We start from the raw sequence: 16,857 nt of genomic DNA on the forward strand, positions 1-16,857 counted from the left end.
AGGGCAGTCCACGTGCGCATAGTGACGGTTCGTCGTCTCGTACTCGACGTGCGCCGTCGAAATCGTGATACCGCGAGCCTTCTCTTCCGGCGCCTTGTCAATCTGGTCGTACGCCGTAAACGTCGCGCCCCCAGACTCAGCAAGAACCTTCGTGATCGCCGCCGTCAGAGACGTCTTGCCATGGTCAACGTGACCAATCGTCCCGATGTTGCAGTGCGGCTTAGTCCGCTCAAATTTTTCCTTCGCCATCGTGGCACCCGTTCTTTTAAATCTTCAGTTCTTGTTCAATGGGTTCAGGCGTATTTCGCCTGAACCTCGGCAGCCACGTTCGACGGCACTTGTTCGTAGTGGTCGAACTGCATGGTGTAGCTTGCACGCCCCTGGCTCATGCCGCGCAGCGTGTTCACGTAACCGAACATGTTGGCCAGCGGCACCATCGCGTTGATGACGACCGCGTTGCCGCGCATGTCCTGGCCCTGGATCTGGCCACGGCGGGAGTTCAGGTCGCCGATCACGGAGCCGGTGTAATCTTCCGGCGTCGTGACTTCGACCTTCATCACCGGCTCGAGCAGAACCGAGGAACCCTTCTGGAGGGCTTCACGGAGCGCCGCACGCGAGGCGATTTCGAAGGCGAGCGCCGATGAGTCGACTTCGTGGAACGCGCCGTCGATCAGTTCGACCTTGACATCGACCACGGGGAAGCCCGCGATCACGCCGGCGCCGATGACCGAGTTGAGACCCTTTTCCACGCCGGGGATGTATTCCTTCGGAACAGCACCGCCAACGATCTTCGATTCGAAAGCGAAACCAGCGCCCTGCTCGTTCGGCTGCACGACGATCTTGACGCGAGCGAACTGACCCGTACCACCGGTCTGCTTCTTGTGGGTGTAGTCGATCTCGGCCTTCTTCGTGATGGTCTCACGATAAGCGACCTGAGGAGCACCCACATTCGCATCGACCTTGTAGGTGCGGCGCAGAATGTCGACCTTAATGTCGAGGTGAAGTTCGCCCATGCCCTTCAGGATCGTCTGGCCCGACTCCTGGTCGGTCGAGACGCGGAAGGACGGATCTTCAGCAGCGAGCTTCGCGAGAGCGAGACCCAGCTTCTCCTGGTCAGCCTTCGACTTCGGCTCGATGGCGATCTCGATGACGGGCTCAGGGAACTCCATCTTCTCGAGGATCACGGCCTTAGCCGGATCGCAGAGCGTGTCGCCGGTGCGGGTATCCTTGAGGCCAGCGAGAGCGACGATGTCGCCCGCATAGGCTTCCTTGATATCCTCGCGGTTGTTCGCATGCATGAGCAGCATGCGGCCGACGCGCTCTTTCTTGTCGCGTGAGGAGTTCAGCAGCGTTTCGCCAGCCGACACCTTGCCCGAATAAACGCGGCAGAAGGTGATGGTGCCGACGAAGGGGTCGTCCATGATCTTGAAGGCAAGCATGGAGAACGCTTCTTCGTCCGCCGGCTTACGGGTGATCGGCTCCTCGGTCTTGAAATCAAGACCCTCGATCGCCTCACGGTCGGCCGGGGACGGCAGGAAGTCGACAACCGCATCGAGGAGCGGCTGAACGCCCTTGTTCTTGAACGCCGAACCGCAGAGCACCGGATGGAACGCGCGGCGCTGAACGGCCGTGCGGATCAGGCGGCGCAGGGTTGCCGCGTCGGGCTCCTGACCTTCGAGGTAGGCAACCATCGCCTCGTCGTCCATCTCGACCGCAGCCTCGATGAGCTTCGCACGATATTCGGCAGCCTGATCCTGCAGATCAGCCGGGATCTCGACCTCGTCATACGCCGCGCCGAGAGCGTCGCTGGCCCAGACATAGGCCTTCATCTTGATCAGATCGACCATGCCGCGGAAATCGCTTTCCGCGCCGATCGGGATCTGAAGGCAAACCGGCTTGCCGGCCACACGCTTGATGATGTCCGCAACGCACTTGAAGAAGTCGGCGCCGGTCTTGTCCATCTTGTTGACGAACACGACGCGCGGAACGTCATACTTGTCGGCCTGGCGCCACACGGTTTCGGTCTGGGGCTCAACGCCCTGGTTGCCGTCGAGAACGCAGACGGCGCCGTCGAGCACGCGCAGCGAACGCTCGACTTCGATGGTGAAGTCGACGTGGCCGGGGGTGTCGATGATGTTCAGGCGCTTGTCGCGCCAGAAGCAGGTGGTCGCCGCCGAGGTGATCGTGATGCCACGCTCCTGCTCCTGCTCCATCCAGTCCATCGTCGCGGCACCTTCGTGCACTTCGCCGATCTTGTGGGACTTGCCGGTATAGTAAAGGATACGCTCGGTCGTCGTGGTCTTGCCGGCATCAATGTGGGCCATGATGCCGAAGTTGCGGTAGTCCTCAATAGCGTGCGTGCGGGCCATCGCTCAGCTCCTCAATCCGTTACCAGCGATAGTGCGAGAACGCACGGTTGGCTTCCGCCATACGGTGAGTGTCTTCGCGCTTCTTCACCGCGTTGCCGCGGTTGTTGGAAGCGTCGAGCAGCTCAGCGGACAGACGGTCGACCATGGTCTTGTCGTTGCGGCCGCGGGCAGCCTGGATGATCCAGCGAATCGCCAGGGCCTGACGGCGCTCAGTGCGGACTTCGACCGGGACCTGATAGGTCGCACCGCCGACGCGGCGGGAGCGGACTTCGATCGCCGGAGCGACGTTGTCCAGCGCCTGCTTGAACACCTCGAGCGGGTTCGCCTTGGCGCGGCTCTCGATGATGTCGAAAGCACCATAAACGATGCTCTCGGCAGCGGACTTCTTGCCGTCGTACATGATGGAATTCATGAACTTCGTGACGACGATATCGCCGAACTTAGCGTCCGGGATGATCTCACGCTTTTCGGCACTATGGCGGCGGGACATGAGCTGGCTCCGACCTCAATAAAAAAGTTGGCGACTTACTTCGGCCGCTTCGCGCCGTACTTCGAACGACGCTGCTTACGATTCTTCACGCCCTGCGTGTCGAGGACACCGCGGAGGATGTGATAGCGGACGCCCGGAAGGTCCTTCACGCGGCCGCCGCGGATCATGACCACGGAGTGCTCTTGAAGGTTGTGTCCCTCACCCGGGATATAACCGATGACTTCATAGCCATTGGTCAGACGAACCTTGGCGACCTTACGAAGCGCCGAGTTCGGCTTCTTCGGGGTCGTGGTGTAAACGCGCGTGCACACGCCACGCTTCTGCGGGCAGGCCTCAAGCGCGGGAACCTTATTCCGGCTCTTTTGCGCCGTCCGCGGCTTGCGGATCAGCTGAGAGATCGTTGGCATCCTGTGCCCTCTTTCAACAGCCACCGCCACGGTGGCCTTTGAGTGTCTTCAACGGTTTCACGCCGCACCGCAACGCCCGGCAGATCGTTTGAACCTGCACAAAACGAAGCCACGCCATTGGCTCGAATAAGCCCTTGGCGCGGTGCGATTGCAGAGGATCACGGCGATTAAACCGCGATCATGCCCCAAATCTGACATTTGTCAGTCAAGGTTGAGTTCGGCAGCGTTTAGGTCGCATCGTGTCGAAGCTAGGCGCCTCGACTGGCTAAAACCTACGGCCCGCCGGAAAGTTCAGTTTCTCTAGCTGCCGAGTCGCGGAAAGTCAACTCTTTTCCCGGAACTCCGCCGGAAACACTTGCGGAGCGTCGTTTCGTCCCGCCTGGATGCCCATCACCTAACGTAAATGACGATCCGATCCAGCGCCCTGGCAGCCGGGCAGACGGAGCGAGAGCCCCCTCACCTACCCTGAAAAGCAATAAGGCCGCCCGTGGGCGGCCTTATCAATCTTGGTCACGTCCGGCGGCTTATTCCGCAGCCGGGGGCAGTTCGCTGACCTGAGCCTGGGACTCGGAGCGCTTCTGTTGCAGGATCAATTCGTCGCGGTGGGCTGCGACGGCCTTGATCTGGGCGTTGAGCGCACCCGTGCCGGCCGGGATGAGGCTGCCGACGATGACGTTCTCCTTGAGGCCTTCGAGCGTGTCGACCTTGCCGTTGACCGCCGCCTCGGTGAGGACGCGGGTGGTCTCCTGGAAGGACGCCGCCGAGATGAAGGAGCGGGTCTGCAGTGAGGCCTTCGTGATGCCGAGCAGAACCGGCACGCCGACGGCGGGCTTCTTCTTCTCGTCCACGAGCTTCTCGTTGATCTCCTCGAACTCGAGCCGATCGACCTGCTCGCCGCTCAGGAGCTCGGAATCGCCGCCGTCGGTGATCTCGACCTTCTGGAGCATCTGGCGAACAATCACCTCGATGTGCTTGTCGTTGATGAGCACGCCCTGGAGACGATAGACCTCCTGGATCTCGTTCACGAGGTAGGCAGCCAGCTCCTCGACGCCCTTAATCGCAAGGATGTCGTGCGGAGCCGGGTTTCCGTCGACGATGAAGTCGCCGAGTTCCACCACGTCGCCATCCTGAAGGTGGATGTGCTTGCCCTTGGGGATCAAGTACTCCACCGCCTCAGAGCCATCGTGCGGAGTCAGCGTCAGGCGACGCTTGTTCTTGTAGTCGCGGCCGAACTGGATCGTGCCGGACTTCTCCGCGATGATGGCCGCATCCTTCGGACGGCGAGCCTCGAACAGCTCCGCCACGCGCGGCAGACCGCCCGTGATGTCGCGTGTCTTGGCGCTCTCCGTCGAAACACGGGCGAGAACGTCACCGGCCTTGAGCTTCGTGCCCGGATCGGCTGCGAGGATCGCTTCCACCGGCAGGAGGTAGCGCGCGTCGCCGCCGCGGGCGAGCTTGGCAACCTTGCCGCCCTTGCCCTCGATGATGACCGCCGGACGCAGGTCCGCCGTACGGGCCGAGCCGCGCCAGTCGATCACGATACGCTTCGCGATGCCGGTCGACTCGTCCATGGTCTCGATCATCGACGCGCCGTCCACGAGGTCCTCGTAGCCCACCACACCGTCGATTTCCGTGAGGATCGGACGGGTATAGGGGTCCCACTCGGCGATGCGCTGGCCGCGCTTGATCTTGTCGCCCTCGTCCACCTTCAGACGGGAACCGTATTGCAGGCGGTGAACCGCGCGCTCGGCTCCGTCCGGACCGGTGATGACCACCGCCACGTTGCGACCCATGACGATGAGATCGCCATCGGAGTTACGCGCGATGTTCTTGTTGCGGAAGCCGATCGTGCCTTCGAAGCTAGACTCGAAGAACGACGAATCCGCGATCTGCGCCGCACCACCGATGTGGAAGGTACGCATGGTGAGCTGGGTGCCCGGCTCGCCGATGGACTGCGCCGCGATGACGCCGACCGCTTCGCCGTGATTGACCGGCGTACCGCGAGCGAGGTCGCGGCCGTAGCAGGTGGCGCAGACGCCGTTCTTGGACTCGCAGACGAGCACCGAACGGATCTTCACTTCCTGGATACCGGCGGCGTTGATCGCCTCCAGATGCGCTTCCTCGATCATCGTGCCCTTGGCGACGATGATCTCGCCCTCGGCATTGACCAGATCCTCGGCGGTCGAACGGCCCAGGATGCGGGAGCCCAGCGACGCGACCACTTGGCCGGCGTCGATGATGGCACGCATCTTGATGCCCTTCTCGGTACCGCAATCCGGCTCGCGGATGACCGCATCCTGCGCCACGTCCACGAGACGGCGGGTCAGGTAACCCGAGTTCGCGGTCTTGAGCGCGGTGTCGGCCAGGCCCTTACGGGCACCGTGGGTCGAGTTGAAGTACTCGAGAACGTCCAGGCCTTCCTTGAAGTTCGAGATGATCGGCGTCTCGATGATCTCGCCCGACGGCTTGGCCATGAGGCCGCGCATCGCCGCGAGCTGCTTCATCTGCGCCGGCGAACCGCGGGCGCCCGAGTGCGACATCATGTAGATCGAGTTCACCGGCTTGTCGCGACCGTGCTCATCCTTCTGAACGGACGAGATGCGGGCCATCATTTCGCCGGCCAGACGGTCCGAGCACTTCGCCCAGGCGTCGACGACCTTGTTGTACTTCTCGCCCTGGGTGATCAGGCCGTCCTGGTACTGCTGCTCGTAATCCTTCGCGAGCGCGCGGGTTTCCTCGACGATGGACCACTTGTTCTCCGGGATCACCATGTCGTCCTTGCCGAACGAGATGCCGGCGCGGAACGCATTGTAGAAACCGAGCTTCATGATCCGGTCGCAGAAGATCACCGACTCCTTCTGACCGCAATGCCGGTAAACGGCATCGATCATGTTGGAGATCTCCTTCTTGGTCATGAGCTTGTTCACGACCTCGTAAGGCAGGTTCGGGCTCTGCGGCACGAGACGCGAGAGCATGATGCGACCGGGAGTGGTCTCGACGATGCGGCTCACGGGGTTGCCGTCTTCGCCGAGGCCTTCCCAGCGATAGCGGATCTTCGAGTGGAGCGTGATGACCTTCTCGTTCAGGGCGTGCTCGATCTCGCCCATATCGGCGAAAGCCTTGCCTTGGCCCGGCTCACCATCCGACATGATCGAGAGGTAGTAGAGGCCCAGAACGATGTCCTGCGACGGCACGATGATCGGCTGACCGTTCGCCGGGTGCAGGATGTTGTTGGTCGACATCATCAGCACGCGTGCTTCAAGCTGCGCTTCGAGCGACAGCGGAACGTGCACGGCCATCTGGTCACCGTCGAAGTCCGCGTTGAACGCGGCGCAAACGAGCGGGTGCAGCTGGATCGCCTTGCCTTCGATGAGGGTGGGCTCGAAGGCCTGGATGCCGAGACGGTGCAGGGTCGGCGCGCGGTTCAGGAGAACCGGATGCTCGCGGATGACCTCGTCCAGGATATCCCAAACCTCAGGCTTTTCCTTCTCGACGAGCTTCTTCGCCTGCTTGACGGTGGCGGACAGGCCGCGTGCGTCGAGCTTGGCGTAGATGAAAGGCTTGAAGAGCTCGAGCGCCATCTTCTTCGGCAGGCCGCACTGATGGAGCTTCAGCTCCGGACCCACCACGATGACCGAACGGCCGGAGTAGTCGACGCGCTTGCCGAGCAGGTTCTGACGGAAGCGGCCCTGCTTGCCCTTGAGCATGTCGGCGAGCGACTTCAGCGGACGCTTGTTGGCACCCGTGATGACGCGGCCGCGGCGGCCGTTGTCGAACAGAGCGTCAACCGCCTCCTGAAGCATGCGCTTCTCGTTGCGGATGATGATGTCCGGCGCGCGCAGTTCGATCTGCCGCTTCAAGCGGTTGTTGCGGTTGATGACGCGGCGATAGAGATCGTTGAGGTCCGAGGTCGCGAAGCGGCCGCCGTCGAGGGGGACGAGCGGACGCAGATCCGGCGGGATCACCGGAACGACCGTCTGGATCATCCACTCGGGCTTGTTGCCGGACTGGATGAAGGCCTCGATGATCTTGAGGCGCTTCAAGAGCTTCTTCGGCTTCAGCTCAGAGGTCGTCGTCGCGATTTCCTCGCGCGTATCGGCCGCGACCTTCTCCAGATCGAGTTCCTGCAGGATGCGACGGATCGCTTCCGCGCCGATCATGGCCGTGAAGGAATCTTCGCCGAACTCGTCCTGAGCGCGGAGATACTCGTCTTCCGAGAGGAGCTGACGGTCCTTGAGCGGGGTCAGGCCCGCATCCACCACGATGTAGGATTCGAAGTAGAGGATGCGCTCCAGATCCTTGAGCGTCATGTCGAGCAGGAGGCCGATGCGGCTCGGCAGCGACTTCAGGAACCAGATGTGAGCGACGGGAGCAGCCAGCTCGATGTGGCCCATGCGGTCGCGACGGACGCGCGCGAGCGTCACTTCGACGCCGCACTTCTCGCAGATCACGCCCTTGTACTTCATGCGCTTGTACTTGCCGCACAAGCACTCGTAATCCTTGATCGGGCCGAAGATTCGCGCACAGAACAAGCCGTCGCGCTCGGGCTTGAACGTGCGGTAGTTGATGGTCTCGGGCTTTTTGATTTCGCCATAAGACCAGGACAGAATCTTCTCAGGGCTCGCGATCGAGATCTTGATCTGATCGAAGCTCTGCGGCTGCGCCGTTTGATTGAAAAGATTCATGACCTCTTGATTCATCGCCGTCTCCTGGGCTGACGGGCGCTTGCTTAAGCACCCTCACCGGCAATTGCGTGAGGCCGCGGATTTAATCTGGGTCCGCGGCCCAATCGTAAACTTCCAAGCGCCTTTGGCGCTGCCTTACTCGGCTGCCTCGGACGGAGGCAATTGCTCCGGCTCGTTGGCGGCCTTCTTGGAGTTGGTCAACTCCACGTTCAGGCCGAGCGAACGCATTTCCTTCACGAGAACGTTGAAGCTCTCAGGAATGCCCGACTCGAAGGTGTCGTCGCCACGGACAATGGCTTCGTAAACCTTCGTGCGGCCCGCCACGTCGTCCGACTTGACGGTGAGCATTTCCTGCAAGGTGTAAGCCGCGCCGTAAGCTTCGAGCGCCCACACCTCCATTTCGCCGAAGCGCTGGCCGCCGAACTGGGCCTTACCGCCCAGCGGCTGCTGGGTGACGAGGCTGTAGGGGCCGATGGAGCGGGCGTGGATCTTGTCGTCCACGAGGTGGTGGAGCTTCAGCATGTAGATGTAGCCCACCGTGACCTTGCGGTCGAAGGCGTCGCCGGTCTTGCCGTCGTAGAGCGTGACCTGACCGGACGGGTTGAGGCCCGCCTTCTCCAGCATGGCCTCGATGTCCGATTCCTTCGCGCCGTCGAAGACGGGGGTCGCGAACGGAACGCCGCGGCGCAGGTTGTTGCCGAGCTCGGCGAGTTCGTCATCCGACGCCTGCTCGATTTCCGGCATGCTGCCGTAGATCGACTTGAGCTGATCGCGCAGGGCATTGGCCTTGCCCGACTTCATGTAGGCGTCGACGGCCTGGGCGACCTGCTTGCCGAGGCCGGCAGCAGCCCAACCAAGGTGCGTCTCGAGGATCTGACCGACGTTCATGCGGCTCGGCACGCCGAGCGGGTTGAGCACGATATCGGCATGGGTGCCGTCCTCGAGGAACGGCATGTCCTCGATCGGGACGATGCGCGACACGACACCCTTGTTGCCGTGACGGCCGGCCATCTTGTCGCCCGGCTGGATCTTGCGCTTCACCGCCACGAAGACCTTGACCATCTTCATGACGCCCGGAGGCAGCTCGTCACCGCGCTGAAGCTTCTCGACCTTGTCGAGGAAGCGTTGCTCGAGGCGCTTCTTGGACTCGTCGTACTGCTTCTGCATGGCCTCGATTTCGGTCATGCGAGCGTCGTTGTCGACAGCGAACTGCCACCACTGGGACCGCGGATACTCGTTGATGAGTTCGCGGGTGATCTTGGCGTCCTTCTTGAAGCCCTTCGGGCCTGCAACGCCGGTCTGGCCGATGAGGATCTCGGCAAGGCGGGCATAGGTGTTGCGGTCGAGGATCGCCTGCTCGTCGTCGCGGTCCTTGGCAAGACGCTCGATTTCCTCGCGCTCGATGGCCTGGGCGCGCTCGTCCTTGTCGACACCGTGACGGTTGAAGACACGGACTTCGACGATGGTGCCGGTGACGCCCGGAGGAACGCGAAGCGAGGTGTCGCGAACGTCGGAAGCCTTCTCGCCGAAGATAGCGCGCAGAAGCTTCTCTTCCGGTGTCATCGGGCTTTCACCCTTCGGCGTGATCTTGCCGACGAGGATGTCGCCTGCATGAACTTCAGCGCCGATATAGACGATGCCCGCTTCGTCGAGATTCTTCAGCGCCTCTTCCGAGACGTTCGGAATGTCGCGCGTGATTTCCTCGGGACCCAGCTTCGTGTCGCGGGCCATCACTTCGAATTCCTCGATGTGAATCGAGGTGAAGACGTCGTCCTTCACGATCCGCTCGGAGAGCAGGATCGAGTCTTCGAAGTTGTAGCCGTTCCACGGCATGAACGCGACGAGCACGTTGCGGCCGAGAGCCAATTCGCCGAGCTCCGTTGACGGGCCGTCGGCGATGATGTCGCCCTTGCGGACCACGTCGCCGGCGCGCAACAGCGGCTTCTGCGTGATGCAGGTCGACTGGTTGGAGCGCTGGAACTTCTGCAGACGGTAGATGTCGACGGCCGGCCTGGTGGGATCGGTCTCTTCCGTGGCGCGGATAACGATACGGGTCGCGTCCACCTGGTCGACGATGCCCGCGCGGCGGGCTGCAATCGCGGCGCCGGAATCGCGGGCGACGATCGCCTCCATGCCGGTGCCGACGAACGGTGCATCGGCGCGTACGAGCGGCACGGCCTGACGTTGCATGTTCGAGCCCATGAGCGCGCGGTTCGCGTCGTCGTTCTCAAGGAACGGGATGAGCGCGGCGGCGACCGAAACGAGCTGCTTCGGCGACACGTCCATCAGGTCCACGCGATCGGGCGCGACGACGATGTTTTCACCGGCGCGGCGGCAGATCACCAGTTCTTCCGTGAGCTTGCCCTTACCGTCGATGGCGGCATTGGCCTGGGCGACGTTGTACTTCGCCTCTTCCATCGCGGAGAGATAGACCACCTCGTTCGTGACGTGGCCGTCGCGAACGCGGCGGAACGGGGTCTCGATGAAGCCGTACTTGTTCACGCGGGCGAAGGTCGCCAGCGAGTTGATGAGGCCGATATTCGGGCCTTCCGGCGTCTCAATCGGGCAGATACGGCCGTAGTGCGTCGGGTGCACGTCGCGCACCTCGAAGCCTGCGCGCTCGCGGGTCAGACCGCCCGGGCCAAGCGCCGAGAGACGGCGCTTGTGCGTGACCTCGGAGAGCGGGTTGGTCTGGTCCATGAACTGCGACAGCTGCGACGAGCCAAAGAACTCGCGCACGGCGGCAGCCGCCGGCTTCGCGTTGATGAGGTCCTGTGGCATGACGGTGTCGATATCGACCGACGACATGCGCTCCTTGATGGCGCGCTCCATGCGCAGGAGGCCCAGGCGATACTGGTTCTCCATGAGCTCGCCGACCGAACGCACACGGCGGTTGCCGAGGTGGTCGATGTCGTCGATTTCGCCCTTGCCGTCGCGCAGGTCCACGAGCGCCTTCGTGACCGCGAGAATGTCCTCGCGGCGAAGCGTACGCACGGTGTCCTCTGCGTCGAGGTCGAGGCGCATGTTCATCTTCACGCGGCCGACCGCGGAGAGGTCGTAGCGCTCGGCGTCGAAGAACAGCGAGTTGAACATGTTCTCTGCCGTCTCGAGGATCGGCGGCTCGCCCGGACGCATGACGCGGTAGATGTCGAACAGCGCTTCCTCGCGGGAGGAGTTCTTGTCCACGGCGAGCGTGTTGCGGATGTAGGGACCGACCGTGATGTGGTCGATGTCGAGAACCGGGATCTCCTTGAGACCGGCCTCTTCCAGGCCCTTCAGCAGCTTGTCGGTGATCTCGTCGCCGGCTTCGGCGTAGATTTCACCGGTCTTCGCGTTGACGAGGTCTTCGCCGATGTACTGGCCGTAGAGATCCTCATCGGTGGCGCGCAGGTTCTTGACGCCCTTCTCCGCCAGCTGGCGGGCGGCGCGAGCGGTCATCTTCTTGCCAGCCTCGAGCACGACTTCGCCGGTCTTGGCGTCGATGAGGTCGACCGTGGCCTTGAAGCCCTTCATGCGCTCGGCATCGAACGGAACGGTCCAGCCGTCCTTGACGCGCGTATAGGCGACGCGGTTGTAGAACGTGTTGAGGATTTCCTCGCCGTTGAGACCCAGGGCGTAAAGCAGGGTCGTGACCGGCAGCTTACGCTTACGGTCGATACGGGCGTAGGTGATGTCCTTGGCGTCGAACTCGATGTCGAGCCAGGAGCCGCGATACGGAATGATGCGCGCGGCAAACAGCAGCTTGCCCGACGAATGGGTCTTGCCCTTGTCGTGATCGAAGAACACGCCCGGCGAACGGTGCATCTGCGAGACGATGACGCGTTCGGTGCCGTTCACGATGAAGGTGCCGTTGTCCGTCATGAGCGGCATGTCGCCCATGTAGACATCCTGCTCCTTGATGTCCTTGACCGAGCGGGCGCCGGTGTCCGGGTCCACATCGAACACGATGAGGCGCAGCGTCACCTTGAGGGGCGCGGAGAAGGTCATGCCGCGCTGGCGGCACTCATCGACGTCGTATTTCGGGGGCTCGAACGTGTACTTCACGAACTCGAGCAAGGCAGTATTCGAAAAGTCCGAAATCGGGAAAACCGACTTGAAGACAGCTTGCAATCCCTCTTCCAGCCGGCCACCCTTAGGTTCATCGACCATCAGGAACTGGTCGTACGATGCCTTTTGAACCTCGATCAGGTTCGGCATCTCCGCCACTTCTTTGATTTTCCCGAAGAACTTGCGAATGCGCTTCCGGCCGATCAGTGTGTTGGCCATCTGGACCTCGTTCCTCATATACGGCTCATCGAGCCTTCCTTCATCAGAAGGCTTGATGAGCCGCCCGGCGCTGCCGCCGCCGGCATCCACAAACTCGGACCCTTTTTCGGTCCCCTATGCCGCCGAGAGGATGACTTTTCGCAAGTCCGCCCTCTTGGACGACACAACGGCCCCAGGCGAAATGGCCTGGGACCGCTTGTTTCAAACCCCGGCCGAAACCGGGGATAACCTTCCGGCCTTACGGCCGAAAAATTACTTAAGCTCGACCTTAGCGCCGACCTTCTCAAGGGTTTCCTTGATCTTCTGGGCTTCGTCCTTGGAAGCGCCTTCCTTGACGGTCTTCGGCGCGCCTTCGACGAGGTCCTTAGCTTCCTTGAGGCCGAGGCCGGTGATGCCACGGACTTCCTTAATGACTTCGATCTTCTTGTCGCCAGCCGAAGCGAGAACGACCGTGAATTCGGTCTGCTCTTCAGCAGCGGCAGCAGCGCCACCACCAGCACCCGGAGCAGCAGCAACGGCCACAGCCGCAGCAGCGGAAACGCCCCACTTCTCTTCGAGCATCTTCGCGAGCTCAGCGGCTTCAAGAACGGTCAGCGACGAAAGATCGTCAACAAGCTTGGCAAGATCAGCCATGGTATCAGTCCTTAAGTTCGGTTCGAACAGTTTGATGGTTGAGGGTAGACGGCCTCACGCCGCTTCGCCTGTCTTGGCATAGGCCCCGAAAACGCGGGCGAGCTTCGCCGCCGGCGCTGTTGAGAGCTGAGCGATCTTGGTAGCCGGAGCCTGGATAAGGCCGACCAGCTTGGCGCGCAGTTCATCAAGGGACGGCAAGGTCGCAAGCGCCTTCACTCCGTCCACGTTCAGGGCGGTCGTTCCCATTGCGCCGCCGAGGATCACGAGCTTGTCGTTAGCCTTGGCGAAATCAACAGCGACCTTGGGCGCCGCGACCGGATCGCTCGAATAAGCGATCAGGGTCGGACCTTTCATAAGGCCCGAAATGGACGCGACGTCCGTGCCTTCGAGAGCGATTTTGGCGAGGCTGTTTTTTGCGACCTTCACGGTAGCACCGACCTGCTTCATCTGCGCGCGCAGCTTCTGCATGTCAGCGACCGTCAGGCCAGCATAGTGGGCGACGACGACCACGCTCGTGTCCGAAAACACGCCGTTGAGCGTCGAGACGAGCTCGCGTTTTGCTGCTCTTTCCACTGGGCTCTCTCCGGTTGGCGGATAAAATCCGCCGGTTGCACCTGTCGCTCAAAGGCCCAGACTTGCGCCTGGAGCATCCTTAAGCGACGCTCTCGCAAGCCCTGTCCCCCAAATCACGCCCCTTCAGGCGCACCGGGTGAGATGGTTCGAACCGATACTCTTTGCCCGCGTTTAAGCGAGCTTGAAACTCGGCTTCCCCGTCTATGCAGGCCCTCACGAATTAAGCCGGACAAGCCGGCGCCTGCAGTCTCGGACAGGACATAGCCGGAAAAAGTCAAAGGTTGCCCTTTGCCCTTCCGGCTTGTCACCGCCTCGTCTCCGAGGCGGATTCGTTGCCGCCGACTCCGCCACTCTAGATAATGGCTCCTGCCGGACGGCGATGTATGAGAATCTAGAATGGCCCTCTTACGGCTTTTCTCTCGAAATGCCAAGAGGCAATTAACGCCGCATGGGTTCCCATGAGCGCCGAACGCCACATTTATGCGCCCGCTTCCGCATTTTCAAGGCGGAGCCTTCCCTTGGGGCAAGGCTCACCAGGACCGACGACGGACGAAGCTTCTGATCGTCGCCTTCCCGATTACGATCGCGGCAATTGCGACCAGCGCTGCCACGGCCTGTCCGGTGTTGCTGATCGTCTCGCCGAGTTCAGCCAGAGAAGCAATGGAAGTGACGGAAGAAATCAAAGAATTCATTTCGCAACATCCTTACAACGCCAGATGTCATCCCTCAGAGGCCCAATGTCAAGAAGACAAAGGAAAAGGCCCGGCGTTTGCACGCCGGGCCCCATCAATTCAGTGCAGTTCGCCTTAGCCAGCCAGAACCGACGACGGATCGACCTTCACGCCCGGGCCCATCGTCGATGAGACGGCGACGCGCTGGATGTAGGTGCCCTTGGCGCCGGTGGGCTTCGCCTTGGAGACGGCGTCAGCGAAAGCCTTGATGTTCTCGACCAGCTTGGTCGCGTCGAACGAGGCCTTGCCGATACCGGCGTGGACGATACCAGCCTTCTCGACGCGGAACTCGACCGCGCCGCCCTTGGCGGCGGCGACAGCGCCCTTCACGTCCATGGTGACGGTGCCGACCTTCGGGTTCGGCATCATGCCGCGCGGGCCGAGCACCTTACCGAGACGACCGACCAGCGGCATCATGTCCGGGGTCGCAATGCAGCGGTCGAAGTCGATCTTGCCGCCGTTGACGATCTCGAACAGGTCCTCAGCGCCGACAACATCGGCGCCGGCGGCCTTGGCTTCGTCAGCCTTGGCGCCGCGGGCGAACACCGCAACGCGGACCGTGCGGCCCGAGCCATGCGGCAGGTTGCAGACGCCGCGGACCATCTGGTCAGCGTGGCGGGGATCAACGCCGAGGTTCATCGAGATCTCGACGGTCTCGTCGAACTTGGCCTTGGCGCGCTCCTTGACGAGCTTCACCGCGTCCTGGATCGCGTAGAGCTTGGTGGCTTCGATGCCCTCGCGGGCAGAGCGGATGCGCTTACCTTCATTCACAGCCATCGTGCCCTCCTTACGCCACTTCCATGCCCATCGAGCGCGCGGAGCCCTCGATCATGGCCATGGCGGATTCAACGGTGTCGCAGTTGAGATCGACCATCTTCTTCTCGGCGATCTCACGGATCTGGGCCATGGTCACCTTGCCGACCTTGTTGCCCTTACCGGGGGTCTGCGAACCCTTGTCGATCTTCGCCGCCTTCTTGAGGAAGAACGAGACCGGGGGCTGCTTCATTTCGAAGGTGAAGGAACGATCCTGATACGCGGTGATGATCACCGGAATCGGCGTGCCCTTCTCCATCTGCGCGGTCTTCGCGTTGAAGGCCTTGCAGAATTCCATGATGTTCAGGCCGCGCTGACCCAGCGCCGGACCGATCGGGGGCGACGGGTTGGCCGCGCCGGCGGGCACTTGAAGCTTAACGTAGCCCGCAATTTTCTTTGCCATAGGACTGCTCCTAATGGTCCATCCGCCCGGAGCCTACCGGACGAAATGGAGATTGCAGATCGCGGTGCGGTCCGATGCCCCCGGCTGGCGACCGGGCAGACCTCCCGCGGATGAAGGCTTCTAAAAGAAGCCACTCTCGACCGGGTGACCCGGCCTAGAATTCTTAAAAGCCGCCTCCCCGGCCCGCCACGCGGCGTCCGAAGAGGCCGAAAATCAGATCTTCTCGACCTGAGCGTATTCCAGCTCGACCGGCGTAGCGCGTCCGAAGATGGACACGGCGACCTTGAGGCGGGCGCGGGCCTCGTCGACTTCCTCGACGACGCCGTTGAACGACGCGAACGGGCCGTCCGACACGCGGACCTGCTCGCCGACCTCGAAGCTGACGGACGGCTTCGGATGATCGACGCCCTCCGCCACCTGACCCTTGATGCGCTCGGCCTCGCGGTCCGGGATCGGAACGGGCTTGGCCTTGTCGGCGCCCAGGAAGCCGGTGACCTTCGGCGTGTTCTTGATGAGGTGGTAGACCTCGTCAGTGAGGTCGCACTTCACCAGCACGTAGCCGGGGAAGAACTTGCGCTCGGTGTCGACCTTACGGCCGCGACGCACCTCGACGACCTTCTCGGTCGGCACCATGACCTCGTCGAACTTGTCTTCAAGCCCGCGCTGGGCCGCCTGATCCTTGATGGACTGGGCGACCTTGTTCTCGAAATTCGAATAAGCGTGGACGATGTACCAACGCTTCGTCATCGCATCCACCTCTTAACCGCCAAGCCCGAGGATGAGCGAGTGCACTCCCCAGCCGATCGCCTGATCAGCCAGAAGGAAGAACACGCTCGCAACCACGACCATCACGAAAACCATCGCGGTCGTGATCATGGTCTCCTTGCGGGTCGGCCAGGTCACCTTCGCGGCTTCCGAGCGGACCTGCTGTATGAAGTCAAACGGGTTCGTCTTCGCCATTTACCTACGTCCGCTCTGCCGGAAGCCGGCTGCAAACGTCCTCTCAAGGGCGTGTGGGCCCAAATTGAAGGGGCGCGAAACCGCTTCACGGGTCTCGCGCCACCTGTTTAAACCATCAGTGGGGCGCTGTGTAACGCAAAACGCCCCCTTTGTCGATCCACTGGCAGGAGTGGAGGGACTCGAACCCCCAACCCCCGGTTTTGGAGACCGGTGCTCTAGCCGATTGAGCTACACTCCTCCGGTGGTCGACAGGTGGCGGCGGACCGCCACCTGGATTGGATTAATCCATAACTGCTGCGACGACGCCGGCGCCGACGGTGCGGCCGCCTTCACGGATAGCGAAGCGGAGCTTCTCTTCCATGGCGATCGGAACGATCAGCTGAACTTCCATGGCGATGTTGTCGCCAGGCATCACCATCTCGGTTCCTTCCGGCAGCGTCACCACGCCCGTCACGTCCGTAGTGCGGAAGTAGAACTGCGGACGGTAGTTCGTGAAGAACGGCGTATGACGACCGCCCTCTTCCTTG

14 protein-coding genes and 1 tRNA gene are annotated in these 16,857 nt (G+C 62.1%); all 15 read right to left on the bottom strand.

What is annotated here, in order from left to right:
* Positions 1-249, bottom strand: a 249-nt coding sequence (locus HB375_RS17775) for a GTP-binding protein (RefSeq protein ID WP_246728389.1), incomplete at its 3' end; no start/stop codon positions are given.
* Positions 250-293: 44 nt separating this feature from the next.
* Complete coding sequence (fusA, locus tag HB375_RS17780; protein WP_167674446.1) at positions 294-2,369, bottom strand: elongation factor G; 2,076 nt, start codon at positions 2,367-2,369, stop codon at positions 294-296.
* Between the two features lie 19 nt (positions 2,370-2,388).
* Positions 2,389-2,859 carry a 30S ribosomal protein S7 gene (rpsG, locus tag HB375_RS17785; protein WP_167674447.1) on the bottom strand — a complete coding sequence of 157 codons (471 nt, stop codon included), beginning with the start codon at positions 2,857-2,859 and terminating at the stop codon, positions 2,389-2,391.
* A gap of 35 nt (positions 2,860-2,894) precedes the next feature.
* On the bottom strand, positions 2,895-3,266 hold the full coding sequence (gene rpsL / locus HB375_RS17790) for a 30S ribosomal protein S12 (protein ID WP_109596495.1): 372 nt from the start codon (positions 3,264-3,266) through the stop codon (positions 2,895-2,897).
* A gap of 524 nt (positions 3,267-3,790) precedes the next feature.
* On the bottom strand, positions 3,791-7,966 hold the full coding sequence (gene rpoC, locus HB375_RS17795; protein WP_167674448.1) for a DNA-directed RNA polymerase subunit beta': 4,176 nt from the start codon (positions 7,964-7,966) through the stop codon (positions 3,791-3,793).
* 120 nt (positions 7,967-8,086) lie between these two features.
* Positions 8,087-12,217 carry a DNA-directed RNA polymerase subunit beta gene (rpoB, locus tag HB375_RS17800; RefSeq protein WP_167674449.1) on the bottom strand — a complete coding sequence of 1,377 codons (4,131 nt, stop codon included), beginning with the start codon at positions 12,215-12,217 and terminating at the stop codon, positions 8,087-8,089.
* A gap of 252 nt (positions 12,218-12,469) precedes the next feature.
* Positions 12,470-12,850 carry a 50S ribosomal protein L7/L12 gene (rplL, locus tag HB375_RS17805; protein WP_167674450.1) on the bottom strand — a complete coding sequence of 127 codons (381 nt, stop codon included), beginning with the start codon at positions 12,848-12,850 and terminating at the stop codon, positions 12,470-12,472.
* A gap of 54 nt (positions 12,851-12,904) precedes the next feature.
* Positions 12,905-13,423, bottom strand: coding sequence for a 50S ribosomal protein L10 (gene rplJ, locus HB375_RS17810; protein ID WP_167674451.1), 519 nt, complete (start codon positions 13,421-13,423; stop codon positions 12,905-12,907).
* Between the two features lie 530 nt (positions 13,424-13,953).
* The gene (locus tag HB375_RS17815) at positions 13,954-14,115 is read right to left on the bottom strand and encodes a hypothetical protein (RefSeq protein WP_167674452.1); all 162 of its coding nucleotides are present in this window, start codon (positions 14,113-14,115) and stop codon (positions 13,954-13,956) included.
* A gap of 114 nt (positions 14,116-14,229) precedes the next feature.
* Positions 14,230-14,931 carry a 50S ribosomal protein L1 gene (rplA, locus tag HB375_RS17820; protein WP_167674453.1) on the bottom strand — a complete coding sequence of 234 codons (702 nt, stop codon included), beginning with the start codon at positions 14,929-14,931 and terminating at the stop codon, positions 14,230-14,232.
* A 10-nt stretch (positions 14,932-14,941) separates the two neighbouring features.
* Positions 14,942-15,370, bottom strand: a complete 429-nt coding sequence (rplK, locus tag HB375_RS17825) for a 50S ribosomal protein L11 (protein WP_167674454.1) — start codon at positions 15,368-15,370, stop codon at positions 14,942-14,944.
* 213 nt (positions 15,371-15,583) lie between these two features.
* Positions 15,584-16,117, bottom strand: a complete 534-nt coding sequence (gene nusG, locus HB375_RS17830) for a transcription termination/antitermination protein NusG (RefSeq protein WP_167674455.1) — start codon at positions 16,115-16,117, stop codon at positions 15,584-15,586.
* Positions 16,118-16,129: 12 nt separating this feature from the next.
* The gene (secE, locus tag HB375_RS17835; RefSeq protein ID WP_167674456.1) at positions 16,130-16,330 is read right to left on the bottom strand and encodes a preprotein translocase subunit SecE; all 201 of its coding nucleotides are present in this window, start codon (positions 16,328-16,330) and stop codon (positions 16,130-16,132) included.
* 161 nt (positions 16,331-16,491) lie between these two features.
* A tRNA-Trp gene (locus HB375_RS17840) sits at positions 16,492-16,568 on the bottom strand.
* 42 nt (positions 16,569-16,610) lie between these two features.
* Positions 16,611-16,857 (bottom strand): EF-Tu C-terminal domain-related protein (locus HB375_RS17845; protein ID WP_483466624.1); only part of this gene is annotated, 247 nt, incomplete at its 5' end.

This window comes from Microvirga terricola, assembly GCF_011777495.1.
Taxonomy (GTDB): domain Bacteria; phylum Pseudomonadota; class Alphaproteobacteria; order Rhizobiales; family Beijerinckiaceae; genus Microvirga; species Microvirga terricola.